Source organism: Streptomyces sp. NPDC000229, from assembly GCF_040300825.1.
Taxonomy (GTDB): domain Bacteria; phylum Actinomycetota; class Actinomycetes; order Streptomycetales; family Streptomycetaceae; genus Streptomyces.
This window is the reverse complement of sequence record NZ_JBEPEL010000006.1, coordinates 37,418-64,063: the sequence shown is the minus strand read 5'-3', so window position 1 is coordinate 64,063 and position 26,646 is coordinate 37,418. Positions and strand designations below refer to the sequence as shown.

25 protein-coding genes and 1 pseudogene are annotated in these 26,646 nt (G+C 72.8%); 11 read left to right on the top strand and 15 right to left on the bottom strand.

The genetic code is table 11. The annotated features are described in order from the left end of the window. Positions 1–7 precede the first annotated feature (7 nt). Genes ABT360_RS05655 through ABT360_RS05645 form a run of 3 tightly spaced genes read left to right on the top strand, consistent with a single transcriptional unit; the run spans position 8 to position 2,489 of the window. Positions 8–568, top strand: a complete 561-nt coding sequence (locus ABT360_RS05655) for an isoprenylcysteine carboxyl methyltransferase family protein (protein ID WP_351811168.1) — start codon at positions 8–10, stop codon at positions 566–568. Further along, positions 565–1,587 (top strand): NAD(P)/FAD-dependent oxidoreductase, encoded by a 1,023-nt coding sequence (locus ABT360_RS05650; RefSeq protein WP_351811165.1) that lies wholly within the window; start codon positions 565–567, stop codon positions 1,585–1,587. The genes ABT360_RS05655 and ABT360_RS05650 overlap by 4 nt, the downstream gene beginning before the upstream one ends. Before the next feature lie 47 nt (positions 1,588–1,634). Then, positions 1,635–2,489 (top strand): oxygenase MpaB family protein, encoded by an 855-nt coding sequence (locus ABT360_RS05645; protein WP_351811162.1) that lies wholly within the window; start codon positions 1,635–1,637, stop codon positions 2,487–2,489. Positions 2,490–2,503: 14 nt separating this feature from the next. Here ABT360_RS05645 and ABT360_RS05640 read toward each other — a convergent pair. Further along, positions 2,504–2,920: pseudogene (locus tag ABT360_RS05640) on the bottom strand (DoxX family protein); the annotation flags it as partial. A gap of 161 nt (positions 2,921–3,081) precedes the next feature. Here ABT360_RS05640 and pgm point away from each other — a divergent pair. From pgm to ABT360_RS05615, 5 genes are all read left to right on the top strand, one after another. Further along, positions 3,082–4,722: a phosphoglucomutase (alpha-D-glucose-1,6-bisphosphate-dependent) gene (pgm, locus tag ABT360_RS05635; RefSeq protein ID WP_351811159.1), complete on the top strand. Its 1,641-nt coding sequence runs from the start codon at positions 3,082–3,084 to the stop codon at positions 4,720–4,722. 426 nt (positions 4,723–5,148) lie between these two features. Continuing rightward, positions 5,149–7,482 (top strand): sensor histidine kinase, encoded by a 2,334-nt coding sequence (locus ABT360_RS05630; protein ID WP_351811155.1) that lies wholly within the window; start codon positions 5,149–5,151, stop codon positions 7,480–7,482. Further along, a complete protein-coding gene (locus tag ABT360_RS05625; RefSeq protein ID WP_351811152.1) occupies positions 7,479–7,880 on the top strand; it encodes a roadblock/LC7 domain-containing protein in 402 nt (133 codons plus the stop codon). Before ABT360_RS05630 ends, ABT360_RS05625 begins: the two co-directional genes overlap by 4 nt. Further along, positions 7,880–8,245, top strand: coding sequence for a DUF742 domain-containing protein (locus ABT360_RS05620; RefSeq protein WP_351811149.1), 366 nt, complete (start codon positions 7,880–7,882; stop codon positions 8,243–8,245). The genes ABT360_RS05625 and ABT360_RS05620 overlap by 1 nt, the downstream gene beginning before the upstream one ends. Then, a complete protein-coding gene (locus tag ABT360_RS05615; protein WP_351811146.1) occupies positions 8,232–8,822 on the top strand; it encodes a GTP-binding protein in 591 nt (196 codons plus the stop codon). Before ABT360_RS05620 ends, ABT360_RS05615 begins: the two co-directional genes overlap by 14 nt. Positions 8,823–8,931: 109 nt before the next feature. Here the strand turns inward: ABT360_RS05615 and ABT360_RS05610 are convergent, their stop codons facing one another. Continuing rightward, a complete protein-coding gene (locus tag ABT360_RS05610; RefSeq protein WP_351811144.1) occupies positions 8,932–9,369 on the bottom strand; it encodes a MerR family transcriptional regulator in 438 nt (145 codons plus the stop codon). Positions 9,370–9,793: 424 nt separating this feature from the next. Here ABT360_RS05610 and ABT360_RS05605 point away from each other — a divergent pair, with 424 nt between their 5' ends. Then, positions 9,794–11,284 carry a SulP family inorganic anion transporter gene (locus tag ABT360_RS05605; RefSeq protein WP_351811142.1) on the top strand — a complete coding sequence of 497 codons (1,491 nt, stop codon included), beginning with the start codon at positions 9,794–9,796 and terminating at the stop codon, positions 11,282–11,284. Positions 11,285–11,529: 245 nt separating this feature from the next. Here the strand turns inward: ABT360_RS05605 and lysA are convergent, their stop codons facing one another. Both lysA and ABT360_RS05595 read right to left on the bottom strand, forming a co-directional pair. Next, positions 11,530–12,873, bottom strand: coding sequence for a diaminopimelate decarboxylase (gene lysA / locus ABT360_RS05600; RefSeq protein ID WP_351811139.1), 1,344 nt, complete (start codon positions 12,871–12,873; stop codon positions 11,530–11,532). Positions 12,874–12,884: 11 nt separating this feature from the next. Continuing rightward, entirely contained in the window at positions 12,885–13,277 is a 393-nt protein-coding gene (locus ABT360_RS05595) for an SAV_915 family protein (RefSeq protein WP_351811136.1), read from the bottom strand. A gap of 250 nt (positions 13,278–13,527) precedes the next feature. On the opposite strand from ABT360_RS05595, the gene ABT360_RS05590 reads away from it, so the two are divergent. Continuing rightward, on the top strand, positions 13,528–14,331 hold the full coding sequence (locus ABT360_RS05590) for an aminoglycoside N(3)-acetyltransferase (protein WP_351811133.1): 804 nt from the start codon (positions 13,528–13,530) through the stop codon (positions 14,329–14,331). A gap of 281 nt (positions 14,332–14,612) precedes the next feature. Next, positions 14,613–15,800, top strand: a complete 1,188-nt coding sequence (locus ABT360_RS05585; RefSeq protein ID WP_351811429.1) for a phosphodiester glycosidase family protein — start codon at positions 14,613–14,615, stop codon at positions 15,798–15,800. Here ABT360_RS05585 and ABT360_RS05580 read toward each other — a convergent pair. The 11 genes from ABT360_RS05580 to ABT360_RS05530 all read right to left on the bottom strand — a co-directional run bounded on the left by ABT360_RS05580 (position 15,797) and on the right by ABT360_RS05530 (position 26,477). After that, complete coding sequence (locus tag ABT360_RS05580) at positions 15,797–15,991, bottom strand: hypothetical protein (protein ID WP_351811130.1); 195 nt, start codon at positions 15,989–15,991, stop codon at positions 15,797–15,799. The two genes, ABT360_RS05585 and ABT360_RS05580, sit on opposite strands and share 4 nt — an antisense overlap. 125 nt (positions 15,992–16,116) lie before the next feature. Then, positions 16,117–16,977 (bottom strand): phosphatidylinositol-specific phospholipase C/glycerophosphodiester phosphodiesterase family protein, encoded by an 861-nt coding sequence (locus ABT360_RS05575; protein ID WP_351811128.1) that lies wholly within the window; start codon positions 16,975–16,977, stop codon positions 16,117–16,119. A gap of 227 nt (positions 16,978–17,204) precedes the next feature. Further along, entirely contained in the window at positions 17,205–18,071 is an 867-nt protein-coding gene (locus ABT360_RS05570) for an ANTAR domain-containing protein (protein WP_351811126.1), read from the bottom strand. Positions 18,072–18,100: 29 nt separating this feature from the next. Then, complete coding sequence (locus tag ABT360_RS05565) at positions 18,101–18,766, bottom strand: ABC transporter ATP-binding protein (RefSeq protein ID WP_351811123.1); 666 nt, start codon at positions 18,764–18,766, stop codon at positions 18,101–18,103. Next, a complete protein-coding gene (locus ABT360_RS05560) occupies positions 18,759–19,676 on the bottom strand; it encodes an ABC transporter ATP-binding protein (protein ID WP_351811426.1) in 918 nt (305 codons plus the stop codon). The genes ABT360_RS05565 and ABT360_RS05560 overlap by 8 nt, the downstream gene beginning before the upstream one ends. A 23-nt stretch (positions 19,677–19,699) precedes the next feature. Beyond that, positions 19,700–20,566: an ABC transporter permease gene (locus tag ABT360_RS05555; protein ID WP_351811120.1), complete on the bottom strand. Its 867-nt coding sequence runs from the start codon at positions 20,564–20,566 to the stop codon at positions 19,700–19,702. Continuing rightward, on the bottom strand, positions 20,559–21,524 hold the full coding sequence (locus tag ABT360_RS05550; RefSeq protein WP_351811422.1) for an ABC transporter permease: 966 nt from the start codon (positions 21,522–21,524) through the stop codon (positions 20,559–20,561). Before ABT360_RS05550 ends, ABT360_RS05555 begins: the two co-directional genes overlap by 8 nt. Before the next feature lie 23 nt (positions 21,525–21,547). Then, a complete protein-coding gene (locus ABT360_RS05545; RefSeq protein ID WP_351811117.1) occupies positions 21,548–23,143 on the bottom strand; it encodes an ABC transporter substrate-binding protein in 1,596 nt (531 codons plus the stop codon). Positions 23,144–23,248: 105 nt separating this feature from the next. After that, positions 23,249–24,325 carry an acyl-CoA dehydrogenase family protein gene (locus ABT360_RS05540; RefSeq protein ID WP_351811114.1) on the bottom strand — a complete coding sequence of 359 codons (1,077 nt, stop codon included), beginning with the start codon at positions 24,323–24,325 and terminating at the stop codon, positions 23,249–23,251. Next, on the bottom strand, positions 24,304–25,485 hold the full coding sequence (locus ABT360_RS05535; RefSeq protein WP_351811111.1) for an acyl-CoA dehydrogenase family protein: 1,182 nt from the start codon (positions 25,483–25,485) through the stop codon (positions 24,304–24,306). The genes ABT360_RS05540 and ABT360_RS05535 overlap by 22 nt, the downstream gene beginning before the upstream one ends. Further along, positions 25,482–26,477, bottom strand: a complete 996-nt coding sequence (locus ABT360_RS05530; RefSeq protein ID WP_351811108.1) for an NADPH:quinone oxidoreductase family protein — start codon at positions 26,475–26,477, stop codon at positions 25,482–25,484. Before ABT360_RS05530 ends, ABT360_RS05535 begins: the two co-directional genes overlap by 4 nt. Positions 26,478–26,646: the final 169 nt, after the last annotated feature.

The window sequence follows — 26,646 nt, the reverse complement described above, 5'->3', positions numbered from 1 at the left end:
GAGACAGATGGTCTGGTACACCCTGCTGGTGGTGGCCGTCGGCGTGGAACGCGTGGCCGAGCTCGTGGTCGCCCGTCGCAACGCGCGGTGGAGTCTGGCCCGTGGAGCGGTCGAGTCCGGGCGCGGGCACTACCCCGTGATGGTGGTGCTCCACACCGGGCTGCTGGCCGGCTGCCTGGCCGAAGTATGGGCGCTGGAGCGGCCGTTCCACCCGGGGCTCGGCTGGACCATGGCGGCCGTGGTCGTCGCGGCGCAGGGGCTGCGCTGGTGGTGCGTACGGACCCTGGGGCCGCGCTGGAACACCCGGGTCCTGGTGGTTCCCGGGCTGCCCCTGGTGGCCGGTGGACCGTACCGGTGGCTGCGGCACCCGAACTATGTGGCGGTGGTGGCCGAGGGCCTCGCGCTGCCGCTGGTCCATGGCGCGTGGCTGACGGCCGCGCTCTTCACGGCGCTCAACGCGGTGCTGCTCGGTGTGCGCATCCGTTGCGAGGAAGCGGCGCTCGGTTACGGGGCCGCGGGCGCCGGTGGCGCGCCGGTGCCGGCCGGCTCCCGGGGCGGGCCGCGGTGATCGACGTGCTCGTGGCGGGGGGCGGGCCCGCGGGCCTGGCCACGGCGATCCACGCCGCGCTGCACGGCATGGAAGCCGTCGTGATCGAGCCGCGTCCGGGGCCGGTGGACAAGGCGTGCGGCGAAGGGGTGATGCCGAGCGGTGTGCGGTCCCTGGCCGCCCTCGGTGTCACCCCGGCCGGTCATGAGCTGCGCGGCATCCGGTACGTGGACGCCGCGCACCGTGCCGAGGCCGGGTTCCGTGACGGCACCGGGCTGGGCGTGCGGCGGACCGTGCTGAGCGACGCGCTGGCCCGGCGGGCCGCCGACCTGGGGGTGCGGGTCCTGCCCGGCAGGGTCGGCGGCGTCCGGCAGGGTGCGGACGCGGTGAGCGCGGCGGGGCTGCGGGCGCGGTGGCTCGTCGCGGCGGACGGCCTGCACTCCCCCGTCCGCCGGGACCTCGGCCTGGAGCTGCCGGACCGGCGGACCCGCCGGTTCGGCCTGCGGCGGCACTACCGCATGGCGCCGTGGTCGGACTTCGTCGAGGTGCACTGGTCGGCCGGCGGCACCGGTGAGGCGTATGTGACCCCGGTCGCGGACGACCTGGTGGGGGTGGCCCTGCTGAGCACGGCGAAACGCTCCTACGACCTGCACCTGGGCCACTTCCCGGAGCTGGCGGCCCGCCTGGGGTCCGGCGCGGCGATGACGGCCGTACGGGGTGCCGGGCCGCTGCGGCAGCGGGTCCGGGGCAGGGTGGCCGGGCGGGTGCTGCTCGTCGGGGACGCCGCCGGATACGTGGACGCGCTCACCGGCGAGGGCATCTCCCTGGCGCTGGCGTCGGCGGAGGCGGCGGTGCGGTGCCTGCGGGCGGGGCTGCCGGAGGCGTACGAGCGGGAGTGGCGGCGGCTGTCGCGCAGGCACCGGCTGCTGACCGAGGCGCTGGTGCGGGTCGGCTGCCGGCGGGACACGGCGCGGCTGGTCGTTCCGGCGGCCGCCCGGATGCCATCGGTGTTCGCCGCGGCGGTCCGCGCCCTCCAGTGACCTGCCGGGCTCTCCCGGTGCACCGGGTCCGGGCGGATACTTGCCGCATGGACACCCTTCGGGAGCGTGTGGGCCGGGGCCTGTTCGCCCGTGTCGCAGGTCCCTCCGGGCCGGTCAACCGCGCCCGGATACACGGCACGCCAGGGCCCCGTTGGTTCGGGGCGGACCGGCCGATCCGCCAGGTCCACGGCGACGCGTCGATGTTCATCGGCGGGCTGAGGGCGCTGCTGATGCAGTCGCTGCACCCGCTGGCGATGGCCGCGGTGGCCGCCCACTCCGGCTACCGGGGCGACCCGTGGGGGCGGCTCCAGCGGACCAGCACGTTCCTCGCGGTGACGACGTACGGCACCGCGGACGACGCGCAGCGGGCGGTGGACCAGGTGCGGGCCGTGCACGAGGGGGTACGCGGGACGACCGCCGCCGGGGAGGCGTACCACGCCGCCGATCCGCACCTCCTGGGCTGGGTGCACGTCGCCGAGGTCGACAGCTTCCTGACCGCCCACCAGCGCTACGGCGCGCATCCGCTGGACGCGGCGGGCTGCGACGCCTACATCGCCGACACCGCGCGCGTGGCGGCCGCGCTCGGGGTCGTCGACCCGCCGCGCGACCGGGCCGGGCTGGCCGAGCGGCTGGCCGCGTACCGCCCGGAGCTGCGCGCCACCCGGGAGGCGCGGGAGGCCGCCCGGTTCATCCTGCTCCACCCGCCCCTGCCGTGGGTCGCCCGGCCCCCGTACGCCGTCCTCGCCGCGAACGCGGTGTCCACGCTTCCGCTGTGGGCGCGGCGGCCGCTGGGCCTGCCTCGTCTGCCGGGTGTGGAGGAAACCGTCGTTCGGGCGTCCGGGCACGCGCTGACCAGGACGATCCGGTGGGCCATGCTGCCTCCGCCACGGACGGCCGGCTAGCCGGTGTTCTTGACGCGGTAGGCCAGCGACGGCTTGGCGTGCGTGTCGGCGACCGCGATCAGCAGGCCGCCCAGCATGGAGACGTTCTTGAAGAAGTGGATCCGCTGCCGGGCCCGCTCCTCCGGGTCCTCCACCGTCCAGTACGCGTGCGCGGCGAGCGTCGTCGGGACCAGGGTGGTGGCCAGAGCGAGCGCGGCGAGGCGCGGGAAGCGGCCCGCGGCGAACAGCACTCCCGCACCGACCTGGACGGCGCTGTTGACCCGTACCAGCTTCTCGGGGTCGTCGGGCAGCGCCGGGATCCGTGCGGCGACGGGCCGGATCACCGGTTCGGCCACCGGAGCAGCGGCCTTGGGGTCGCGCCAGGTGTGCAGACCTCCGGTGACGAAGGTGGAGGCCAGCAGCGGACGAGCCAACTTTCGCAAAATTGCCATGCGGTGCGGGTGCCCGGCGCCGCACTGGGCATGCCCGACGGGAACGCCCTTGCGGATGCCTGCGGAGGGGCAGTCGCAGGAACCGCGGTCGACGGGCGATCATCGCTCTCGTAACTGATCGCACCAACAGGTTGTCCCGACGGACATGGAGGAGTGGACGGATGCCCAACGAGCGCGCGGGGCGGCCGGCGCGGCCGGAAGACCTCATCGATGTGGCCCGGCTGGTGACCGCGTACTACGCCCTGCACCCCGATCCGGCGGAGCCGGCCCAGCGCGTGGCCTTCGGTACGTCCGGGCACCGCGGGTCGTCCCTCGCCGGAGCCTTCAACGAGGACCACATCGCCGCGACGAGTCAGGCGATCTGCGAGTACCGGGCCGGACAGGGCATCGACGGGCCGCTGTTCCTGGGAGCGGACACCCACGCCCTGTCGGAGCCGGCCCGGGTGACCGCGGTGGAGGTGTTCGCGGCCAACGGCGTGACCGTCCTCGTCGACACCGCCGACGGCTACACGCCCACCCCGGCGGTGTCGCACGCCATCCTCACCCACAATCGAGGCCGTGCCTCCGGCCTGGCCGACGGCGTGGTGGTCACCCCGTCGCACAATCCGCCGGCCGACGGCGGTTTCAAGTACAACCCGCCGAACGGGGGGCCCGCCGGATCGGAGGCGACCGGGTGGATCCAGGAGCGGGCCAACGAGATCATGACGGGTGGCCTGAAGGACGTACGGCGGCTGCCCTACGCCCGGGCGCTGGCGGCCCCGACGACGGGGCGGTACGACTTCCTCGGCGCCTACGTACGGGACCTGCCCTCCGTGCTCGACCTGGACGCCGTGCGGGCGGCGGGCGTTCGGATCGGGGCGGATCCGCTGGGCGGCGCGTCCGTCGCGTACTGGGGCCGGATCGCCGAGGAACACCGGCTGGACCTGACGGTGGTCAACCCTGTCACGGATCCCACGTGGCGGTTCATGACCCTGGACTGGGACGGAAAGATCCGGATGGACTGTTCTTCCCCGTACGCGATGGCGTCGCTGATCGAGGGGCGCGACCGGTTCCAGATCGCCACGGGCAACGACGCGGACGCCGACCGGCACGGCATCGTCACCCCGGACGGCGGACTGATGAACCCCAATCACTACCTCGCCGCCGCCATCGCCTATCTGTACCGCCACCGTGAGCAGTGGCCGGCCGATGCCGGGGTCGGCAAGACGCTGGTGTCGTCCGGCATGATCGACCGGGTGGCCGCCGATCTCGGGCGTCGGCTGGTCGAAGTTCCCGTCGGTTTCAAGTGGTTCGTGGACGGACTGGCCGGCGGGACGCTCGGCTTCGGCGGTGAGGAGTCCGCCGGCGCCTCCTTCCTGCGCCGGGACGGCTCGGTGTGGACCACCGACAAGGACGGCATCGTCCTGGCGTTGCTCGCGTCCGAGATCCTGGCCGTGACGGGGCGGACGCCCAGCGAGCACTACGCGTCGCTCACCTCGCGGTTCGGTGAACCGGCGTACGCCCGGATCGACGCGCCCGCGACCCGGGAGGAGAAGGCCGTCCTCAGCCGCCTCTCCCCCTCCCAGGTGACCGCCGACACCCTCGCCGGGGAGCCGATCACGTCCGTGCTCACGGAGGCTCCCGGCAACGGGGCGGCCATCGGCGGCATCAAGGTGACCACCGAGAACGCCTGGTTCGCCGCCCGTCCTTCGGGCACCGAGGACGTCTACAAGGTGTACGCCGAGTCGTTCCTCGGCCCCGATCACCTGACGCGTGTGCAGGAGGAGGCGCGGTCGGTCGTGTCGGCCGCGTTGAGCGTCTGAGGCCTTCCTCCCCACGTGCCCGTTTTCGGCCGGTGGTGCACCGACGGTTCGTCAGCACCACCGGCCGAAGCGTCCCCAAACACTCATAAGTGGCCTGATCTGTCCGATCGGTCCGCTTCAGCGCACCCCCAACACGGGTGTACTCCGTACCGGTTGGACTGTGGACGGGGCCCCTTTATCGCAACGCAACCGGAGCAAATACCACGTTCCAGATTCGGAAGCAACCTCTCCGTTACTCGACTTGGCTGGTTATGATCGGCACCCGCACGCGTCACCGAAGCCGGACCGGCCGTCCCCCATGCCCTCCCCCAGGGCTGTGCCGGTCCCGGTTGCCGGTCTGTCCCCGCTCCCCGCTCCCGAGGGCTGATGTCTTCCATAGAACCCGAAGGTCCACGCGTTCCGCCGACCCATCGTCGGCGGCGCTCCGTGCGCCTCCGTACGCTGCTCATCCTGCTGGCGCTGGTTCCCACCATGGCGATGGGCACCCAGGTCGCCGTGACCGCGGAACGGCTGCTGGCGCAGTCCGGGCACCTTCGCGCCGATGTGGCGGCGGGTGAGCGGATCGGTCCTCCGCTGCACACGCTCATGGTCGAGATGCAGGCCGAACGGACGATGACCGCCGCGCGGTGGGCGGGCACCGCCGTCTCCGAGGAAGCGGTACGCACCCGGCGCGCCGCCACGGACGCGGCCGCGGACGCCTTCCGCCGGGCGTCGGCCGCGGCGGGTCCGGGTACCGAGGAGTCGGAACGCCGCCTCCTGGAGGTCATGAAGGGCCTCGACGACCTGGACGCCTACCGCGAGCGCGCGGAGGCCCGGATCGGCAGCGCCGACAGCGTGATCGTCTTCTACAGCGATCTGATCAGCCAGATGATCCGCTACTTCCAGGACGGGTTCAGCCACACGGACGACGCGGGCCTCACCCAGGAGAGCCGTGTCGTCATCACCATGTTCTCCGCGGCGGAGATGGTGGCCCAGGAGGACACGTTCCTGGCGCTGGCCGGGCCGTCCCGGGAGCTGACCACGCGTCGGTTCGCCGACTTCGTGAACGCGGTGGGGGCTCACCGCCATCTGTACGACCGGTGGATCGTGCCGTTCCTTCCCACGGAGGAGGCCGACCGCTTCACCGCGATCGCCGGGTCGGAGGCGTGGCAGACCAAGACCCGTATCGAGAACCAGATCCTGTCCGACCACAAGGACACCGACGCCGGCGTGAAACTGCCGCGTGGCATCACCGCCTGGACGGCCGCGCACCAGAAGTGGTCGGCCCAGCTGGACGCGCTCAACACGGACCGTACGCGGGCGCTGCTCGAACACGGCGACGCCAAGGCGTCGGAGCTCGAGTCCGAGGTCACGTGGCTGATCGCGGGCAGCGGCGGCGCGCTGTTGTTCGTCACGGTCGTCGTCGTGCTCACCACCCGCTCGGTGCTGCGCCGCCTGCGGGTGCTGCACGCCCGTACGGTGACCATCGCCGAGGAGACGCTGCCGGACGTCGTGGCCCGGCTCCAGCAGGGGCAGCCCGTCGACGCCGAGGCGCTGCCCGCGGTCCGCGGCGAGCAGGACGAGGTGGGCCGGGTCAGCGACGCGTTCGCCCGGGTCGTGGCCGTGTCCGTCGACGGGCACCGGCAGCTGGCGGCGGAACGTCACGGCTTCGGCATGTTCGCGGCCGGTATCGCCTCCCGGACCGGGAACCTGGTCAGCCGCCAGCTCACCCTCACCGAGGAGCTTCAGGACACCTTCGGCGGCGACGAGGCGCTGCTGGCCCAGCTGATGCGATCCGACCAGTTGACGGTGGGTATGCGACGCCAGATCGAGAACCTGCTCATCCTCGCCGGTGGCGAGATCCCCGACCCGCACACCGAGCCCATGCGCGTCGCCGACCTGCTGCGCGAGGCCGCCGCGGAGGTCGAGGAGTTCCGGCGGATCGAACGGCAGGCGCTGGACGAGATCAGCGTGGAACCCCGGGTGATCAGCCAGATCAGCCACCTCCTGGCGGAGCTGCTGGACAACGCCACCCGGTTCTCCCCGCCGCGCTCGAAGGTCGTCATCCGGGCGGAGCTGGTGGCCGACGGCCTGTTGGTCGAGATCGAGGACCGCGGTCCGCGTGTGACGGCCGCGACGTACGAGGAGATGAACGGCCGCCTGCACTCGGCTCCGCCGTACTCCGTCCTCGCGGAGAACGCGCACCGGCTGGGCCTCTTCGTGGTCGGCCACCTCGCCGACCAGCTCGGGGCCACCGTCACGCTGCGCCGCTCGGTGTACGGCGGCACCTCCGCCGTAGTGATCATCCCCCGAGAGCTTCTCGTCCCCACCGAGCGCGAGCGTGAGCCCGTGGCCGCCCCCGCCGTCCCGGCGGCACCGGCCACGCCCGCTCCGCGCCGCACCGACGAGGACAGGCCCGAACTGGTGCTGCACGTGGCGGACCCGCTGCCGGTCCGGCAGGCACCGGCCCGCCATGCGGCCCCCGCCCTCGATGCGGCGCCCCGCCGGGCACCGGCCCTGGAGGCACCGGACCGGCCGGCTCCCGACCGTCCCGCTCTGGACCGGGTGACCCGCGGCCTGACCCGTGACGGCGCCGCGCGCCCGGTCCTGCCCGAGCGCATCCCGCAGACCCATATGGCCGAGCAACTCCGCGAGCCCCGCACGACGGACACAGCGCCCCGTCCGGACGCGGCGACGCCCCAGGAGGTGGCCGACGCCTGGGACGACTACGAACAAGGCACCCGGACAGTGGAAATCGAACTCCGACAGGATCAGCCATGACGACGACGAACGACATGATCTACAGCGTTCTGGACAACAACCTGAGCCGGATCGCCGGCATCCAGGGAGCGGTGCTCCTGTCCAACGACGGGATCAAGCTGAGCGCCTACCTGCTGGACCGCCCCCAGGCGGAACGCATCGCCGCGGCGTCCTCCGGCATCGCGTCGACGATGAAGGCGATATCCCGGGAGATCGACGGCGGGCGGGTGATCCGCCAGCTGGTCGAGATGGACGACCGGTACCTGTGCATCGTCGGCTGCGGCGAGGGCAGCACGCTCATCGTCGTGACGTCCCGCAAGGCACGGCTCGGCGAACTGGGCGGGGAGGCCGTGCGTACCGCGCAGGCACTGGGCGAGTGGCTGGGCACACCGGAGCGCACCCAGGCTGCCACGTCGTAATGTCCGACGAGCCGCAGCGCGGAAGCCGTCGCAGGACGCGGCTGTACGCCTTGACCGATGGCCGTACAGCCGCGCCGCACACCGTTCTCACGATGGACACCACCATCACCGCGGCCGTCGCCGAGGACGCCCACGACGGCCTGCCGACCGAGTGGCAGGCCGTCCTCTCCATGTGCCCTCAGCCGAACGGGCGGGCGGTCGCCGAAATCGCCGCGAGGATGGGGATGCGTCTCACGCCGATGACGCTTCTCCTCGGTGAACTCGCGGACCGCGGGTTGATCCACCACCGGCCGCCCCTGGAGGGGGCCGAGACCACCAATGTCCACCTGCTCATGAGAATCAGGGACAACCTTGCCCGGATATGACACCCCTGCCCAGGAAGCGGCCCCCGTCAAGATCTTGATCGCCGGGGGTTTCGGCGTCGGGAAGACGACCCTGGTGGAGACGGTCTCCGAGATAGAACCCCTGCGCACGGAGGAGCGGCTCACGGCCGCGGGAGTCGGCGTCGACGACCTCGACGGCATCGAGTCGAAGACGGCGACCACCGTGGCGATGGACTTCGGCCGCATCACCCTCGACGACGCCGGGGTCGTGCTCTACCTGTTCGGCACGCCGGGGCAGGAACGTTTCTGGTTCATGTGGGACGAGTTGCTGAACGGGGCGCTCGGGGCGATCGTGCTGGTCGACACCCGGCGCCTGGACCGCAGCTTCGCGGCCGTCGACTTCTTCGAGAGCCGGGGGCTGCCGTTCGTGGTCGGCGCGAACTGCTTCCACGGCGAACAGCCCTACACGGAGCGGGAGATCAGGGCGGCCCTGCACCTGCGCGACCCGCGGACGCCCATCCTCATGCTCGACGCGCGTGCCCGCGCCGACGTCCGGGGCGCACTCCTCGCCCTCCTGGACACGGTCATCGCCAAGGCGAGGACGGCGGCGCCCGCCTGAGCCCGCTGGTGCCGGCGTAACCCCTCGCGCCCTCAGGGACTGTCCACGGCCGGCACCCGCCGGCCGTCCCGCAGGAAGGTGTAGGCCGGAACCCGGACCGGGGTGGTGGTCAAGGCCCCGCCACGGGAGTCACCGAACCGCTCGGACCAGGGTGCGCCGACGCCAGACGCTCGCCCAGCGTGGCGGCGAACTCCTCCGCCCGAGCCAGCTGGGTCCGCAGGTCCGCCACTCGCTGCTGCGCGGCCTGCTGGAACCCGTGCACGCGCTCCAGCAGGTCCTCCCGCTCACCGGCCGCCAGCTGAGTGCCGGAGTCGAGGCGGTCGGTGGCCTCCAGCAGGTCGCGCATCTGGTCCAGGGTGAAACCCAGCGGCTTCATCCGGCGGATCACCATCAGGCGGGCGACGTCGTTCTCGGTGTAGAGGCGGAAGCCGCCCTGGGAGCGTGCCGAGGGGACGACCAGGCCGGTCTCTTCGTAGTGCCGGATGGTGCGCAGGGAGAGCTCCGTGCGCGCGGCGACCTCGCCGATCTGCATGTGCTTGCCGTCCACGCCCGTGCTCCTCCGGCCCTTCTCCTCGTCGGCGTCTCGGCCCGGTGGGCACCGCCGAACTCTACTCTAACGTTAGGGTAGAGTTGCCGGTGGCGAGGGCGGCCAGCCGCTGCCCCGCCGTTGCCGTGTCGGGGCCGACGCCGCCCCCGGTGAAGATCGATTCTGCAGGAGCCAAGCGTGCGCGAGCCCATGACGCCCGACGCCGCCGCCTGCCCGCCGTGACGCGTCGCCCCCGGACATGAGGTGAGGCCGCCCACGCGCAGGCCCCCTCCGCTCCCCTCTCGACTTCCGGCTCCACGTTCATGGAGCCGCCCCGCGGGGTGCCGGCCCGGCCCCTCCGCGTCCTCCCGCACACCCCGGCTGCCATCAGGGGGGTGCCCGAGCACGACAGGTCCCGTCTCCCTTGTCTTCTGCTGCTACTGCTGTGTCCCCGGTCGCGCGCCTGCGCGGCCTGAAGCCCGACTGGATCTCCGATCCGAAGGTGTGGCGCACCGAGGTCCTGGCGGGCCTGGTCGTCGCCCTCGCCCTGATTCCCGAGGCGATCTCGTTCTCGATCATCGCCGGTGTCGATCCGGCGATCGGCCTGTTCGCCTCCTTCACCATGGCCGTCGTCATCGCGATCGTCGGCGGCCGACGGGCGATGATCTCCGCCGCGACCGGCGCCGTCGCACTCGTCATCGCCCCGCTCAACCGTGAGCACGGTCTGGGCCACCTGATCGCCGCCGTCATCCTGGCAGGCGTCTTCCAGCTGGTCCTGGGCGCGCTCGGGGTGGCGAAGCTGATGCGGTTCATCCCGCGCAGTGTGATGGTCGGCTTCGTCAACGCGCTGGCCATCCTGATCTTCATGGCCCAGATCACCGAGATGCGCGATGTCCCGTGGCCGGTCTATCCGCTGATCGCGGCGGGCCTGGCCCTGATGGTGTTCTTCCCGAGGATCACCACCGTGGTCCCCGCCCCGCTCGTCTCGATCGTCATCCTGACCGTCATCACGGTGGCGGCCGGCATCGCGGTGCCGACCGTCGGCGACAAGGGCGAGCTGCCGTCCTCCCTGCCGGTGCCGGGTCTTCCGGACGTGCCGTTCACGCTCGACACGCTGACGACGATCGCCCCCTACGCCTTCGCGATGGCGCTGGTCGGCCTGATGGAGTCGCTGATGACCGCCAAGCTGGTCGACGAGATCACCGACACGCACTCCAGCAAGACCCGCGAGTCCATCGGCCAGGGCATCGCCAACATCGTCACCGGATTCTTCGGCGGCATGGGCGGCTGCGCCATGATCGGCCAGACGATGATCAACGTGAAGGTCTCGGGCGCCCGCACCCGCCTGTCCACCTTCCTGGCCGGCGCCTTCCTGATGGTGCTGTGCATCGTCTTCGGCCCCATCGTCTCCGACATCCCCATGGCCGCCCTGGTCGCCGTCATGGTCATGGTGTCGTTCGCGACCTTCGACTGGCACTCCGTCGCACCCAAGACCCTCAGGCGGATGCCCACCGGAGAGATCGCCGTCATGGTGATCACCGTCGCCTGTGTCGTCGCCACGCACAACCTCGCCATCGGCGTCGTCGTCGGCTCGATCACCGCCATGGTCATCTTCGCCAGGCGCGTCGCCCACCTCGCCGAGGTCACCGCCGTCACCACCCCCGACGGCACCACGGTCGTCTACCGGGTCACCGGCGAGCTGTTCTTCGCCTCCTCCAACGACCTGGTGGGCCAGTTCGACTACGCCAGCGACGCGGACAAGGTCGTCATCGACCTGAGCGCGGCCCATGTCTGGGACGCCTCCTCCGTCGCCGCCCTCGACGCCATCGAGACCAAGTACGCCCAGCGCGGCAAGACCGTCGAGATCACGGGCCTGAACGACCCGAGCGCCGACCTCCACGGCAAGCTCACCGGCGAACTCGCCGGCAGCCACTGACACCGCACGCGCACAGCGGGAGGCCCCCGGGCCGGGCTCCGGGGTCCTCCCCTTGTTCTGCGGTACGGGTCCGGCAGTTCGACCCGGCGGCGAGCGGCCGGGTCGCGTCCGGCGACGTGCCGGCCACGGCGTCGGCTCCAGGTGGGGCGTACCGCTCCAGGGAGCGGACCGAGGCATGGCGGGAGCGGCCCGGCATCGGTGGGCCGGGGCTATGCCGGGCCGCGTGGCCGGGCAGGTGGTGCTCCTCAGAGGCCGACGTCCCTGGTGCGGAAGTCGGCCAGCGACTCGCGGCGGACGAGCAGCCTGGCGTGGCCCTCGGCGACGGCGACGACCGGCGGGCGGCCGACGAGGTTGTACGTGGAGGCCATGGACAGCTGGTAGGCGCCGGCGACCGGTACGGCGAGGAGGTCGCCGGGGTGGATGTCGCCGGGCAGTTCGACGTCCGCCGCCAGGACGTCGCCCGCCTCGCAGTGCCGCCCGACGACGGTGACCGTGCGGGGAGCGGCCGCCGGGAGCCGCCCGACGAGGCGGGGTGCGTAACGCACTCCGTACAGGGCCGGTCTGGGGTTGTCGCTCATGCCGCCGTCCACGGCGACGAAGACGTGCTCACCCGTGTGCTTGACGGCCAGGACCCGGTAGAGCGCGATGCCTGCGGGGCCCACCACGGCGCGTCCGGGTTCGATGAGCAGGCGGGGCACGGGCAACCGGGCTGCGGCGCAGCTGTCCGCCAGGGCCGCGCGGACCGTACGGGCGAGTCGGGCGATGTCGAGGGCCCGTTCGCCGGGGCGGTAGGCGACGGCGTGGCCGCCGCCCAGGTCCAGCTCGGGCAGGACGACGCCGTGGGAGTCGCGGACGCGCGCCATCAGGCCGACCATACGGCGCACGGCCGTGGCGTACGGCTTGACCGAGGCGATCTGCGAGCCGAGGTGGCAGTGGAGTCCGGTCAGTTCGAGCTCCGGCCGGTCCAGGATGCGGGCGATGGCGTGCTGCGCCGACCCGTCACTGATCGCCAGGCCGAACTTCTGGTCCTCGGTGCCGGTCCGGATCTTGTCGTGGCCGCCGGCGCTGATCCCGGGCACCACCCGGACCATCACCTTCTGGCGCCCGTCCGGCCCGAGGGCGGCGGCCAGGCGGGTTATCTCCGAGGGGCTGTCGATGACGACGCGTCCGACGCCGAGCCGCAGCGCGGTGTCGAGGTCGTGCGGGGACTTGGCGTTGCCGTGCAGCACGATGTTCTCGGGCGGGAAGCCTGCGGTGACCGCGAGCTGGAGTTCGCCGGCGGAGCACACGTCGAGGCCGAGGCCCTCGTCGTCGGCCCAGTGCACCATGGCGCGGGACAGGAACGCCTTGGCCGCATAGAACACGTCGGCGTCGGGAAAGGCGTTCCGGTAGACGCGGCACCGCGCCCGCACCTCGTCCTCGTCGAGGACGTACACGGGCGTGTCGAACCGGTCGGCTGTCGCGGTGAGCGGCACCCCGCCCACCGACAGGTCGCCGCCGGGCAGCCGCCGGGTGGAAGCGGGCCAGAGGGAGAGGTCGCTCTCTTCGGGCGTCGCCGTGGCGGCCGGGGGCGTGTCGAGGGTGGTCATGGGCGGTCCTTTCAGCCGGTCCGCAGGAGCCCGGCCCGTGGGGGGACGACGGCGGGTGCGGAGGTCGCCGCGGGTGCGGACACCGGGAGTGCGGGGGTCGCCGCGGGTGCGGAAGTCGCCGCGGGTGCGGTGAACCGGGGGTCCACGGTGACGGCGGTGGCGCCCAGGGGCGCGGTGAGCGTCCGCAGGACGGGGCCGGCCAGCCGAATCCACGCCTGATGGGGTCCGAGCGCGGCCGTGAGCCGGTGCTCGCTGGTGAAGCAGACGGCGGTGCGGCCGCCGGGCGGCGTGCGGAACAGCCGTACGGCGCACCCGAGGGGCCCCGGCCGGACGGGAACGTACAGCGGTCCGGCCGGGACGGGTTCGGATGGCTCAGGATCGTCGGCGCACGGGAGCTCTGCCATGGGTTCCTCCTGGAGGATCCTCGAAACAAGCGGGGGCCCCGGCGCGGGGAGGCCGCCGGGGCGTGCTGTCGACGGTATGCCCGACCGGCGGGGCCGGTTGAACGTCATTGACGTCACGCTGACGGGGCGCCGCCGAGCATTGACGTCATCCTGACGGGACGGCGGGATTGGCTGCTTCTGGGACCGACGTCGCCCGGCGAAGGCTCTACGATGGGCGCCCACGGGCCAGCGGCGGACGGAATGAGTTGCTTTGACCGGGACCGGGATTCTCACGGAACGTCAGCTCACCGCGCACCTCACCGAGCTGGGCGTCGAGCCGGGCGGGTTCCTGCTGGTGCACGCGTCGCTGCGGGCGGTGGGCCCCGTCGCGGGCGGCGCGGAAGCGGTGCTGCGCGCGGTACGGGGGGTGCTCGGGCCGGACGGCACGGTGGTGGTCCCGGCGTTCACGGCCCGCAATTCGGACACCTCGCCCGCCTATCGTGAGCGGGTGCGCGGGCTCGGTGAGGCCGGGCGCGCGGCAGTGCGTGCGGCGATGCCGCCGTACGACGCGGACACCATGCCGTGCGACGAGGGGCTCGGGGTGCTGGCCGAGGCCGTCCGGACGAGCCCGGGTGCGATGCGCAGCGCGCACCCGCAGACGTCGTTCGCCGCGCTGGGGCCGCACGCCGAGAAGGTCGTCTCCGGCCACCGCACGGACTGCCATCTCGGTGAGGACTCGCCGCTCGCCCGGCTGTACGACCTGCGGGCGCGGATCCTGCTGCTGGGGGCCGGGTTCGGCAGCTGCACCGCCTTCCATCTGGGCGAGTACCGGGTGGCACGACCGCCGCGCCGTACCTACCGCTGTGTGGTGCGGGACGACGGTGGCCTGCGACGGTGGTGGGAGTACGAGGACGTCGCCCTCGACGACGGTGACTTCGCCGCGCTGGGCGCGGACCTGGAGCGGTACGGCGGCGGCGCCGTACGGACCGGTGAGGTGGGGTCGGCGCGGTGCCGGCTCGTGGGGGTCGCCGAGGCGGTGGACTTCGCGCGGCTGTGGTTGGCGCGCAACCGGTGACGTGGCGCCCGCCCAGGCCCCGCCCCGCCCGACGGGTGACGAATGACGGGTGACGGGTGACGGGTGACGGGTGACGGGTGACGGGTGACGGGTGACGGGGAATCAGCAGCCCTACGGGGCAGCTGGTTCCCCTCGCAGGCCCCGAATGGTCTACGTTTCCTCATCCGTTCGCGACTGGCCGGTTCGTAGTCGACCCGGGCCGGGCAACTCTTCCGAGACCTGTGGGAGTTGCCCTGGACCGTGGGGGGACTGTGACCGTGCTGCGCGGCCGTGCGTTTCTGATGCTCGTTCTGGCGTCCCTCCTGGGCGCTTCGCTGGCGGGCGCTCCGCCCGCCGCCCCGGCGCCTGTGTGGCAGCGGGTCGCGCCGGGGGTGGAATACCGGTGGTTCGACCTTCCGTCCCCGCGTGGCACCGCGCGCGCCCATCTGCTGTCGGTGGACCTGGGCAACGCGCGTGTGTCGATGGGGCTGCTGTACCCGGGGGTGGTCGCGGCGCGCTCCCCGCTGTCCTCGCTGGCGGACAACGCCGGTGCGGTGGGCGGCGTCAACGGTGACTTCTTCCACCTGTCGGAGACGCAGCACCCGGGCGTGGAGGCCACCGGCGCCCCGGTGGGCCCCGCCGTCGCGGACGGGCGTCCCCTGAAGGCCGCGGTGCCGAACGGGCAGCGTTACGGGCCCGCCCTGCCACCCGGTACGAACACCCGCCACGTGCTGGGCGTCGGTGAGGACGGGCTGGCACGGGTCGGCGAACTGGCGCTGGACGGGACGGTGTCGTCGCAGCAGGGTGAGCTGCCGCTCGGCGGGCTCAACCAGTACGCGCTGCCGGTCGATGCGGTGGGGGTGTTCACCAAGGACTGGGGCGCCGCCTCACGTGTGCGTGCCACATGTGGCACGGACACACAGCGGGACGCGCCGTGCAGCACCGAAACCTACGAGGTGACGGTGCGCGGTGGTCAGGTCGTCGCGGTGTCGGAGAAACCCGGCCGGGGCGCGATCGCCCCGGGCACGGAGGTACTGGTCGGGCGTGAGGCGGGGGCGCGGGAGTTGCGCCGGATGGCGGTCGGTGACCAGGTGAACGTCAGGTACGCGCTCGCGGGCGGCACGTACCGCTTCGCGGTGGGTGGCTATCCGGTACTGCGCGCTGGGGAGCCGCTGAGCGGGATGGACAAGGTGACGCCCGCGGTACGCACGGCGGCGGGGGTCAGGGACGGCGGGCAACGGCTGCTGCTGCTGGCGCTGGACGGTTCGCCGGGGTTCCGCAGCGGGCTGACCGTCGTCGAGGTGGCGGACGCGATGCGGGACCTGGGCGCGTCGGACGCCGTCAATCTGGACGGCGGCGGCTCCTCCACCCTGGTGGCCCGGGAGGGCGGCGCGGCGAAGGTCAAGGTGCTCAACCATCCCAGCGGCGGCGCCCAGCGTGCCGTACCGAACGGCATCGGGATCTTCGTGCGCGGCGAGGAAAAGCCCTAGGGCTTGAAGTTGCTGACCACGTCGGCCGTGGCGGACACGCCGTTGTAGATGGTCGGCGCCAGGCTGGTGCTCGCGAGGAAGAACCCGAGCAGGCCGCACACCAGAGCGTGGGAGACCTTCAGCCCGCCGTTGCGCAGAAAGACCACCGCCATGATCAGCAGAAGCACCACCACGGAAATGGATACGGCCATGCGTCACCCTCCTCGGCCAGTCGCCGCACCTTTTGTGTGGCATTCGGCGGCCAGTCTGGCGGAGCCAAGGCGCCGTCCGGATGTACGGCATGTCGGCCGAACGGGTATTGCCGGACGGTGACCCGTTACTCGCGGTGGGCGCGGAGGAAGCGCGCGAGTCCGGCCAGGTCGTCGGTGTTGATGTGGTCGACGCGGGCGGTGAGCAGTTCGGCCCATACGGCGTCGCGGGCGGGCCCGGGCGCGTCGGGGGTGGCCCAGAACCGCAGGCGCCGGCCCTCGCGGTGGGCGGTGGTGACGAGTCGGTGGAGCGCGGCCCGCTCGGCGTCGGGGAAGGGGCCGGTGCCCTGCCAGCGGAAGGTGTGGGTCCAGTTGGAGCTGACCAGTGGGACGAGGGCGGCGGGGGCGGCGGTGCCCAGGTCGTCGAGGCGGCCGTCGTAGAAGGCGTACCGGAGGCCTTGCGCCTCCATGGGGGCGCGGGCCGCTCGGTCGCCGGAGACGACGGCCGTGACGGCCCCGGTCCGGACCGTGCCGTTGACACAGCTGCTCAGCATCCGCCGGTGGGCGGTCAGTTGGCGGTGCAGTTCCCGGTACGCGGCGACACCGTCGGCCTTGATGTCGATGAGGAGGTGCACGGGCCGGCGGTGGCCGGCGTACACGGAGCCGCGGTTGGCCTCCACACGGGCTGCCAGCGGGTCGAGGTACAGGGAGCGCAGAGTGCGCGTGGGGTCGAGCTGTGCGGGCTCGTGGGCGACGAGGAGCTCGCCGTCGACGAGGAAGACGTCGGCCTCGACGCTGGTGAAGCCGTGCGCCAGGGCGTCGTGCAGGGGCCGTCGGTGCAGGTAGTCGTTGTGCGCGTGGGCCCGGCGGAGGGGCCGCACGTGCGACGCGGGGGCGGGGCGCGCGGCCGCCCGCTGGACGGGCAGGGTGAGGGCGGTGGCGCCCGTGGCGAGGGTGACGACGGCGGAGCGGCGGGACAACGGCGCCATGGCTGCCTCCGGGGCACAGGGGTGGCGAGGACGGGAGGGATGGGAGGGAACGGGGACGAGACCGAGTATGCGGTCCCTGTCCACGAACCACCCTTGTCCTGCCGGGAGTTGGCCGATACGCCGCCGGTTCGTCGCCTCCGGTTCGTGTCACGGGCGCCGGCCGCGTGCCCCGCCCTCCGGAACTGCGTGTGACGGCCGCGCGCGGCCGCCCTCCGGCCGGCGCGGGATCAGCGCCGGCGGGCCCGCCTCACCTCGGGATGGCGGCCGGCGGCGTGCAGGTGCTCGAGCGCGTCGAGTACGACCGTACGGTCGTACCAGGTCAGCCAGCGGCCCACTTGGCGGCCGGTGTGCTCCAGCGCCTTGAGCTGGGCGGCGTGCAGGTCCTGGATGGGTTGCTCGAAATGGGCCGAGACCATTCCCACGCAGCGACCTCCGCTGACCAGCGGCACGCTGTGGGCCGCCCGGCTGCCCGCCTGCAGGATCGTCCGGCGGGCGTCCTCGGTGAAGACCGGGTCCGTGGCGACGTCGCGCACGGTGACCTGTGCGAGGTCCTTCGCCGCCTGCGCGCAGGCGGTTCCGTCCTCGCCGACGAAGTGGAAGAAGTCCACGAAGTCGTCGCTGAGCCCCTCGTGCTTCTCCAGCCACAGGCCGCCTGCCGTGTGGTCCCCGATCTGCACATTGCCCATGTGGGTGGTGGTGACCGCCATCGTCTGCGACAGGACCGCGCTCAGTACGGCGCCCCGGTGGGCGTGCGAGGCGTCGTCGATGGCCAGCGAGTCCAGTGCGGGGGCCGGGTGCTTCACCCGGCCGGGAAACCAGGTGTCGCTCCGGTCGCCGGGCCGTTCCAGCCGGACGACGGCGGCGGCCAGGGTGCGCAGCCTCACGTTGAAGCGCTGTGAGGCGAGCTGCAGCAGGGCGAAGGCGGCTTCGGCGTCCGCCAGGCGGTACCGCTCCTTGAGGATGCCCTGGGCCTCCGCGATCAGGGGCCGGTGACGAGCCTGGGCCTGGAGGTGACGGACCTGGTCACGCAGTCGCGCCAGCTCGTCGCCCGGGTCGCCCGTCTCCCACCCGTCGGCCTTGAACGTCTCGGTCATGGGGTGGCGCCTGCCCCCCGCGCTCCGGGTCACACCCCTCCGGCGGCACAGTCACCCCACTCCGTCGTCCGGTCGCACCAGCGCTCCAGCAGCACACGGTCATGGCCGACCGCGAGGAGGCCGGCCCCGTGGTCGCGGCGGTACGTCTCGACCACGGCGACCAGGGCGGCGGTGGTGGAGGCGTCGAGCATCGCGGTCATCTCGTCGCAGATCAGCCAGCGCGGGCGGAGCGCCAGGGCACGGGCGAGGCAGGCGCGCTGCAGCTGGCCGTCACTGACCTCGTGCGGGCGCCGCCCGAGCAGGTCGTCGGTGAGGCCGACCGTCGAGGCCAGTTCGGGCACCCGGTCGTCCACCTCGTCACGGCGGCCGGTCGCCCGCAGCGGCTCGGCGATCAGGTCGCGCAGCCGCAGCCGCGGGTCGGCGGACATGCGGGGCTGCTGGAACACCACACCGATCGCGGTGCGCAGGCTCCGGGGGGCGCGGTGGCGCCAGCCTCGTACCTCCTGGCCGTCCACGAGGACCCGGCCGGCGTCCGGCCGGTGCAGCAGGGCGGCGACCCGCGCGAGGGTCGACTTGCCGCAGCCACTGGGGCCGAGCAGGCCGACGGCCTCGCCGGGCTCGATGGTCAGGGACGCGGCGCGGAAGACGGGGGTACGGGGGTCGTACCCGGCGGTGATCGAGTCGAGCTCAAGCACGGACCGTCTCCTCGCTGTGGTGGCAGGCGACGCCGCCCTCGAAACGCGGCATCGTGCCGCAGGCGTCGCTCGCCCGGTCGCAGCGCGCGGCGAAGGCGCAGCCGTCGGGAAGGGCGCCCAGTTCGGGGGGCAGGCCCGGGATGGGGGTGAAGTCGCGTTCCGGGAGGGCGGCGAGCAGACCGCGGGCGTAGGGGTGCCGGGGGCCGGGGCCGCCGAAGAAGCGGTCGGCGTCGGTCAGTTCGACGATCCGGCCCGCGTACATCACGGCGACCCGGTCGGCGATCCGCTCGGCGGCCGCCAGGTCATGGGTGATCAGCAGCAGGGCGCGGCCGTCGTCGGCGTGGCGGCGCAGTTCGTCGACCGTGCGGTCGACCAGGTCGCGGTCGAGGCCGGTGGTCGGCTCGTCGGCGAGCAGCAGCGGGGCGTCGCCGATGAGCGCGAGGGCGGTGGCGGCGCGCTGGGCCTGGCCGCCGGACAGCTCGTGCGGGTGGTGGTCGAGGAGGCCGGCGGGGAAGGAGGCCCGTTCGGCCGCCGCCTCGGCCGCGGCGCGGAGGCCGGCGCGGGGGGTGCCGGTCAGCTCGCGCAGGGTCTCCTCCAGCTGGGCGCGGACGGTCCGTACGGGCGTGAGGTGGGCGGCCGGGGACTGCGGGACGAGTCCGATGCGCCGTCCTCGTACCGTACGGGCGAGGGTGCGCTCGTCGGCCGCGAGGAGTTCGATGCCGTCGATCGTCGCCGTACCGGTGGTCTGTGCGTTTCCGGGCAGCAGGCCGAGGAGGGCGGAGGCGAGGACGGACTTGCCGCAGCCGCTCTCGCCGACGAGGGCGAGGCACTCCCCCGCGGCGAGGTCGAAGCTCGCGCCGGTGACGGCGGCGATGTGGCGGCCGCCGCGCATCCGGAAGCGCACGGACATCTCTCGTACGGACAGAACGGGGCTCACAGCATCAGCTCCGATCGGCGGCGTGGGTTGAGCCGTTCCCGCCAGGCGCCGGCGAGGCCCGCGAGGGCGAGCGTCGGAATGATCAGGAACAGGCCCGGGAAGAGCGTCGGCCACCAGTCGCCGGCGAGCAGCGAACCGCGTGCCGTCTGCACCAGGTTGCCGAGACTGGCCTGGTGGGAGGGGAGGCCCAGGCCCAGGAAGGACAGCGCGGACTCGTGCCACATGGCGTGCGGCACCATCAGCACGGCTGCCAGGCCGGCTTGCGGCAACACCGCGGGCAGCAGGTGGCGGACCGTCACCCGCCACCGGGACGCGCCGCCGGAGATCGCCGCGTCGATGTAGGGGCGGGAGCGCAGCGAGAGCACCTCGGAGCGGACGATCCGAGCGGTGGACAGCCAGTGCGTGAGCGCGACGGAGACGATGACGGGCCATACGCCGGGGCGGAACATCGCCACGATGAAGATGCCGAGCAGCAGGTGCGGTACGGACGAGAAGGTGTCGACGAGCCGCATGACGAGCCGGTCGGTCCAGCCGCCGAAGGCCGCGGCCGCCGCGCCCACGGCAGTGCCGATGACGGTGGCGACGAGGGCCGCGACCAGACCGACGAGGAGGGAGACGCGCAGGCCGTAGACGCAGCGCAGCAGCAGATCGCGCCCCACGTCGTCGGTGCCGAACGGGTGCGCGAGCGACGGTGGCCGCAGCTTCAGCGACAGGTCGACGGCCTGCTGGTCGAGCTGGACGAGCGGCGGTACGACGAGCACGGCGATGACGACCGCCGCGACGATGACGGCGGAGACGGACACCCGGACGGTACGGGTGGAGCGGCGGGTGCGCCCGTGGGAGCGCCAGACGAGGTCAGCCATCGAAGCCCACCCTCGGGTCGGCGAGTCCGTACAGCAGGTCGGAGAGGAGGTTGCCGAGCAGAACCGCCGCCGTGGCGAGCACGGTCAGCGCGGCGAGCAGCGGGAAGTCGACGGAGGTGGCGGCCTGGACGGTCGCGGCGGCGATGCCGGGCCAGCTGAAGACGGTCTCCACGAGCAGCGCGCCGGTGATCAGTTCGGGCACGCGGGAGCCGATGAGGGTGAGCATCGGCAGCATGCCGGAGCGGAGCGCGTGCCCGAGGAGCACGGTGCGTTCGTTCAGGCCACGCGCGCGTGCGCCCCGCACGGGGTCCTCGTCGAGCGCGTCGGCGACGCCTTGGCGCACGTAGAGGAAGAACCACGGCAGTTGGGAGACGCCCAGGACGAGGGCGGGCAGCGCCAGGTGCGACACGACCTGGCCGAAGGTGACGGTCTCACTGGCGGTGTCGGTGAGGCCGCCGGCCGGCAGGACGTCCAGCTCCAGGGCGAAGAACCAGATGGCGAGCAGCCCGAGCCAGAAGGCGGGGGCGGCTTCCAGGGTGTACGCGGCCGAGCTGACGCACCGGTCGAGCCAGCCGCCCGGGCGGCGGGCGGCGAGGACGCCCAGCGCCGTACCGAGGAGGACGGCGACGGCGAAGGCGGTCGCGGCGAGCAGCGCCGACCAGCCGATGCGCTCGCCGATGACGTCGGCGACGGGCTGGCGCATGACGCTGGAGTCGCCGAGGTCGCCGGTGAGGACGGAGGTCAGCCAGTTCCACCAGCGCGGGACGAGCGGCTGGTCGACGCCGAGGTTGGCGCGCAGCTGGTCGAGGTTCTCCTGCGAGGCGGTGAGCCCGGCGGTGCCGGCGTACGCCTTGACGGGGTCGAAGGGGGAGGCGGCGGCGACGGCGAAGACGCCGAAGGTCACCACGAGGAGGACGGGGACGGCGAACAGGGCCCGCCGTCCCGCCATCCGCGCCATCGCCCCGAGGGGCAGGGCGCGGCTCACTTCTTCGGGGTCCAGTCCTCGACGTTCCACCACGGGCCGGCGGCGAGGCCGTGGTCGTGCGGCTCGACCTGGGTGGACAGCCCGTTCCACGCGTCGTCCACGACGTACACGTGGTCGATGTGGGTGAGGAAGGTATACCCCGGGTTCTTCACCAGCTCGCGCTGGACGGTGTCGTACGCGGCCTTCCGGGCTGCCTTGTCGTTGGTCGTGCGGCCGGTTTCGAGGGCCTTGTCGACGGCGGGGTTGTCGTACCAGGCCATGTTGTTGAAGCCGTCGCCGCCGAGGGAGGACGTGAGGAGCAGGTACTGGTCGAAGTCGGGGTCGCCGGGCGAGCCGCCGCCCGCGAGGACCGCGTCGTGCTTCATGCGCGGCTCGATGACCTCCCAGGTGCCGGCCTGGGTCTTGATGTCGATGCCGGCCTTCTTGGCGTCGGAGGCGTAGGCGAGGGCGTGGTCCTGGCGGAGCTTGTCGCCGGAGAGGTACCACAGGGGGAAGGTCGCGCGGACGCCGTCCTTGACGCGGATGCCGTCGGGGCCGGGCTTCCAGCCGGCGTCGTCGAGGATCCTCTTGGCCTTGGCGAGGTCGTGGGGGCGCTCGGTTCCCTTGGTGAACCACTCGCTGTCGGTGGGGACCGGGCCGTAGGCGGGCTTTCCGGCACCTTCGAGGATCTGGTCGACCATGGCCCGGCGGTCGACGGCGACGTCGAGGGCGCGGCGGACCGCGGTGTCGCCCGTGACCTTGTTGTGGGTGGGCAGGGTCACCAGGCGGTAGTCGTAGGTCGTCGCCTCGTAGGTCTTCTTGGCGCTGTCGCCCTTGAAGCCCTTGGCGAGGTTCGGGGGCAGGATCGCGCCGTCGAGGTCGCCGGAGCGGAGGCGGGTGGCGCGGACGTCGTCGTCCTTGATGATCGCCATGGTGAACTTCTTCACCTTGGGGGCGCCGCCCCAGTAGTGCGGGTTCGCCTTGAAGCTGATCTTCTCGCCCTTGGACCAGCCGGTGAGGACGTACGGTCCGGTGCCGACGGGCCTGGTGGTGAACGGGCCGCTGTTGACGTCCTGCTTCGCCGCGATGTGCTCGGGCGCGATGCCGAGGACGGTGCGCTCGGCGAAGGCGGCGTAGGGGTACTTGAGGGTGAAGACGACGGTGTCGTCGCCGGCCGCCTTGACGTCCCTCAGGGCGTCCAGCTCGGTCTTGGAGGCGTTGTTGGTCTTCTTGTCGAGGATGGTGCGGTAGGTGAAGACGACGTCCTTGGCCGTGAAGGGCTTGCCGTCGCTGAACTTCACGCCCTTGCGCAGCTTGTACGTGTACGTCAGGCCGTCCGCGCTCACCCGGGGCAGCGCCACCGCGAGGGCGGGCTTCAGCTTCATGTCGCCGTCGAAGGCGAGCAGCCCGTCGAAGATCTTGGAGTTGCCGTCCTTGCCGTAGCCGAGCAGGGGGCTGAGCGACTCGGGCTCGTACGCGATGCCGACGACCGCGCTCTCCCCCGCGGCGGAGCCGGCTCCGGAGGCGCCGGGGTTCGAGCAGGCCGCCGCGGTGATGGCCAGGGCACCGGCCAGCGTGGCGGCGGCCATGCCGCGTATGGATCGGGCGGTCATGGTTCCACACCCCTCGTGAAGCTAGTGAAGATCAGCTGCTGTTGCGAACGATTCGCAATTAAACAGCATGTAGAGGGGTGTGCGCCTCTTCCGGTCCTTACCGGATCATGCCGGGGCGGGGAGATCGGCCAGGTCGGCAACGGTGCGCTTGTGGTGCGCCACCGATCCCAAGGCGATCTGGCTGGATTTGGCCCGCTTCAGATAGAGATGCGCGGGATGTTCCCAGGTCATACCGATGCCGCCGTGCAGCTGGACGCACTCCTCGGCGGCGTGCACCGCCACGCGCGAGCAGTACACCTGCGCGACGGCCACGGCGAGCGGCGCCTCGGTGCTGCCGGTGGCGAGCGCGTCGGCGGCGTTGCGGGCGGCGGCTCGGGCGTTCACCACCTCCAGCCAGAGCTGCGCCATGCGGTGCTTGAGCGCCTGGAAGGAGCCGACCGGCCGGTTGAACTGGTGACGCTCGCGGGTGTGCCGGACGGTCTCCTCCAGGCACCACTCGGCGAGCCCGAGTTGCTCGGAGGCGAGCAGCCCGGCCCCGGCGAGCAGGCCCCGGCGCACCGCCTCGCGGGCGGCGCCGGAGTCCGCGAGGCGGGTGCCGCCGTCGTCGGCGGTCACGGTCGCGAGCGGGCGGGTCAGGTCGAGCGGGGTCTGCGGGGTGATCGTGGCGTCGGCGGCGTCGACCGCGTACAGCCCGTCGGGGCGCACCACGAGCAGGACGTCGGCGCGGTCGGCGTCGGCCACGCCGGTGACGGTGCCGGTGGCCGCCGGCTCGTGACCGGGCCCGGCGGAGAGCGGGACGGCGAGCACCGCGACCTTGCGCCCGGCGGCGAGCTCGCCGAGCAGGTCACCGGCCTGGACGGCCAGCAGCGTCTCGGTCGCGACGACGCAGCTGGTGAGGTACGGGACCGGCGTCACCGCGCGGCCGAGTTCCTCCAGCACGACGGCGGCCTCGCGGTGGGACGCGCCCTGGCCGCCGAGCTTCTCGGGGACGAGGAGCCCTGCCGTGCCCATGTCGGCGGCGAGCGCCTTCCAGAGGGCGGGGTCCCGGGAGCCGGTGTCCTCGACGCGGCCGGTCAGGTCCGCCGGGTCGGCGCGGCCGGCCAGGAGGGAGCGTACGGCGGCACGCAGGTCGCCCTCGGCCTCGAAGTACAGCAGGTCCGTCATCGCGCCAGGTCCTTCCATGCGACGTCCTTGTCGTTGCGCGGCTCGGCGGGCAGCCCGAGGACGCGTTCCGCGACGATGTTCAGCAGCACTTCGCTCGTACCGCCCTCGATGGAGTTGCCCTTGGAGCGGAGGTAGCGGTAGCCGGCATCGCGCCCGGTGAAGTCGACGTGCTCGGGGCGGCGCATGGTCCAGTCCCCGTACAGCAGGCCCTCCTCGCCGAGGAGTTCCACCTCCAGGCCGCTGATCTCCTGGTTGAGGCGGGCGAAGGCGAGCTTCATGCCGCTGCCCTCGGGGCCCGGCTGGCCCGCGACGAGCTGCTGGCGCAGCCGCTCGCCGGTGAGCCGGGCGACCTCGGCGTCCACCCACAGGTCGAGCAGCCGCTGCTGGAGGTCGTGGGTGCGCAACTCGGGCCGTTCGCGCCAGGTGCGCGAGACGGGGCCGATCATGCCGCCCTCGCGCGGGATGCGGGCGCCGCCGATGGCGACGCGCTCGTTGTTCAGCGTGGTCTGGGCGACCTTCCAGCCGTCACCGACCTCGCCGAGGCGGTGTGCGTCCGGGATGCGCACATCGGTGAGGAAGACCTCGTTGAACTCGGCCTCGCCGGTGATCTGGCGCAGCGGCCGGACCTCGACGCCCGGGTCGGTCATGTCGCACAGGAAGTAGGTGATGCCCCGGTGCTTGGGCAGGCCGGGATCGGTACGGGCGATGAGGATCGCCCAGCGGGCGACGTGGGCGCTGGACGTCCAGACCTTCTGGCCGTTGACGACCCAGGTGTCGCCGTCCCGGACGGCGCGGGTGCCGAGCGCGGCGAGGTCGGAGCCGGCGCCGGGCTCGCTGAACAGCTGGCACCAGACCTCCTCCCCCACCCACAGGGGGCGCAGGAAGCGCTTCTTCTGCTCCTCGGTGCCGTACGCGAGGATCGTCGGGGCCGCCATGCCGAGGCCGATGCCGATGCGGCGCGGGTCGTTGTCGGGGGCTCCGGCGGCTTCGAGTTCGGCGTCGACGACGGCTTGGAGGGAGCGGGGCGCGTCGAGCCCGCCGAGGCCCACGGGGTAGTGGACCCAGGCGAGGCCGGCGTCGAAGCGGGCCTTGAGGAAGTCGGTGCGGTCGGTGCCGGCGGGCGGGTACGCCGTGAGCAACTCCTGCGTACGGGCGCGCAGTTCCGCGGCGTCCGTCATCGTGCGGCTCCTTCCGTGACGGCCGGGGCGGCCGGGGCGGCCGGGAGGACGACCAGGCGGCCGGTGGTCGTGCCGTCGGCGACGCGCTGCACGGCGGCCGCCGCGCCCTCGAAAGCGACCCGGTCGCTGATCAGGGGCTTGATCAGGCCCTTGGCCGCGTACTCGGTGAGGGTGTCGTGGCAGCGGCGGATCGCCTCGGGGTCCTTCTGGTTGTACAGGCCCCAGTGCAGCCCCATGATCGAGTAGTTCTTGACGAGGGCGTGGTTGAGGGCGGGGGCCGGGATGTCACCGCTCGCGAAGCCGACGACCACGATCCGGCCCTCGAAGGCCACGCACTTGGCGGACTTGGCGTACGCGTCGCCGCCGACCGGGTCGTAGATCACGTCGGCGCCCCGGCCGCCGGTGGCCTCCTTGACGGCCGCGACGATGTCGTCGCCGCGCCGGTCGATGACGACGTCGCAGCCGAGCTCGCGCGCGACCTCCGCCTTCCCGGCCCCGCCGACGACCCCGATGACCTTCGCGCCGGCCGCCTTGCCGAGCTGCACGGCGGCGCTGCCGACACCGCCCGACGCGGCGTGGACGAGGAGCGTCTCGCCCTCCTTCAGGGCCGCCCGGCGGTGCAGTCCGAACCAGCCGGTCTGGTAGCCGATGTGGAGGGCGGCGGCCTCGGCGTCGTCGAGCGCGTCGGGCGCGGGCAGGACCGCCGCCTCGTCGGCGACCACGTACTCGGCGAGTCCGCCGTGGGGCAGGGCGGGCGTGGCGATCACCCGGCGGCCGTCCTCGGTCTCGCCGCAGACCTCAACGCCCGGAGTGAAGGGCAGCGGCGGCCGCACCTGGTAGTGGCCGCGGCACAGCAGCGCGTCGGGGAAGTTGATGTTCGCGGCCCTGACCTTGATCAGGAGCTGCCCGTCGCCGGGCGTGGGCCGGTCCACCTCTTCGCGCCGCATCACCTCGCTCGGCTCGCCGTTCCGGTGTACTCGCCATGCCTGCATCGAGGGCCTCCACAAAGAGTCGGGCAGTACCGCGCTGGGTCGCACTGGTCCGCATACTAAGCGGTCGCTTGCCGAGAGGGAACATGTTCTGGAGATCCCCGGGAATCGTCGGGGCGCCGGTGAGGTGCTCACCCCCGTGGTTGAACGTCGTCCGACCCGGATCCGTATG

Bases quoted from the DNA above. Each gene is read 5' to 3' on its own strand.
- ABT360_RS05655 (WP_351811168.1), top strand. From the start codon at position 8: ATGGTCTGGTACACCCTGCTGGTGGTGGCCGTCGGCGTGGAACGCGTG.
- ABT360_RS05645 (WP_351811162.1), top strand. From the start codon at position 1,635: ATGGACACCCTTCGGGAGCGTGTGGGCCGGGGCCTGTTCGCCCGTGTC.
- pgm (WP_351811159.1), top strand. From the start codon at position 3,082: ATGCCCAACGAGCGCGCGGGGCGGCCGGCGCGGCCGGAAGACCTCATC.
- ABT360_RS05625 (WP_351811152.1), top strand. From the start codon at position 7,479: ATGACGACGACGAACGACATGATCTACAGCGTTCTGGACAACAACCTG.
- ABT360_RS05620 (WP_351811149.1), top strand. From the start codon at position 7,880: ATGTCCGACGAGCCGCAGCGCGGAAGCCGTCGCAGGACGCGGCTGTAC.
- lysA (WP_351811139.1), bottom strand. From the start codon at position 12,873: ATGACCACCCTCGACACGCCCCCGGCCGCCACGGCGACGCCCGAAGAG.
- ABT360_RS05595 (WP_351811136.1), bottom strand. From the start codon at position 13,277: ATGGCAGAGCTCCCGTGCGCCGACGATCCTGAGCCATCCGAACCCGTC.
- ABT360_RS05585 (WP_351811429.1), top strand. From the start codon at position 14,613: ATGCTCGTTCTGGCGTCCCTCCTGGGCGCTTCGCTGGCGGGCGCTCCG.
- ABT360_RS05580 (WP_351811130.1), bottom strand. From the start codon at position 15,991: ATGGCCGTATCCATTTCCGTGGTGGTGCTTCTGCTGATCATGGCGGTG.
- ABT360_RS05575 (WP_351811128.1), bottom strand. From the start codon at position 16,977: ATGGCGCCGTTGTCCCGCCGCTCCGCCGTCGTCACCCTCGCCACGGGC.
- ABT360_RS05570 (WP_351811126.1), bottom strand. From the start codon at position 18,071: ATGACCGAGACGTTCAAGGCCGACGGGTGGGAGACGGGCGACCCGGGC.
- ABT360_RS05560 (WP_351811426.1), bottom strand. From the start codon at position 19,676: ATGTCCGTGCGCTTCCGGATGCGCGGCGGCCGCCACATCGCCGCCGTC.
- ABT360_RS05555 (WP_351811120.1), bottom strand. From the start codon at position 20,566: ATGGCTGACCTCGTCTGGCGCTCCCACGGGCGCACCCGCCGCTCCACC.
- ABT360_RS05550 (WP_351811422.1), bottom strand. From the start codon at position 21,524: ATGGCGCGGATGGCGGGACGGCGGGCCCTGTTCGCCGTCCCCGTCCTC.
- ABT360_RS05545 (WP_351811117.1), bottom strand. From the start codon at position 23,143: ATGACCGCCCGATCCATACGCGGCATGGCCGCCGCCACGCTGGCCGGT.
- ABT360_RS05540 (WP_351811114.1), bottom strand. From the start codon at position 24,325: ATGGAAGGACCTGGCGCGATGACGGACCTGCTGTACTTCGAGGCCGAG.
- ABT360_RS05535 (WP_351811111.1), bottom strand. From the start codon at position 25,485: ATGACGGACGCCGCGGAACTGCGCGCCCGTACGCAGGAGTTGCTCACG.
- ABT360_RS05530 (WP_351811108.1), bottom strand. From the start codon at position 26,477: ATGCAGGCATGGCGAGTACACCGGAACGGCGAGCCGAGCGAGGTGATG.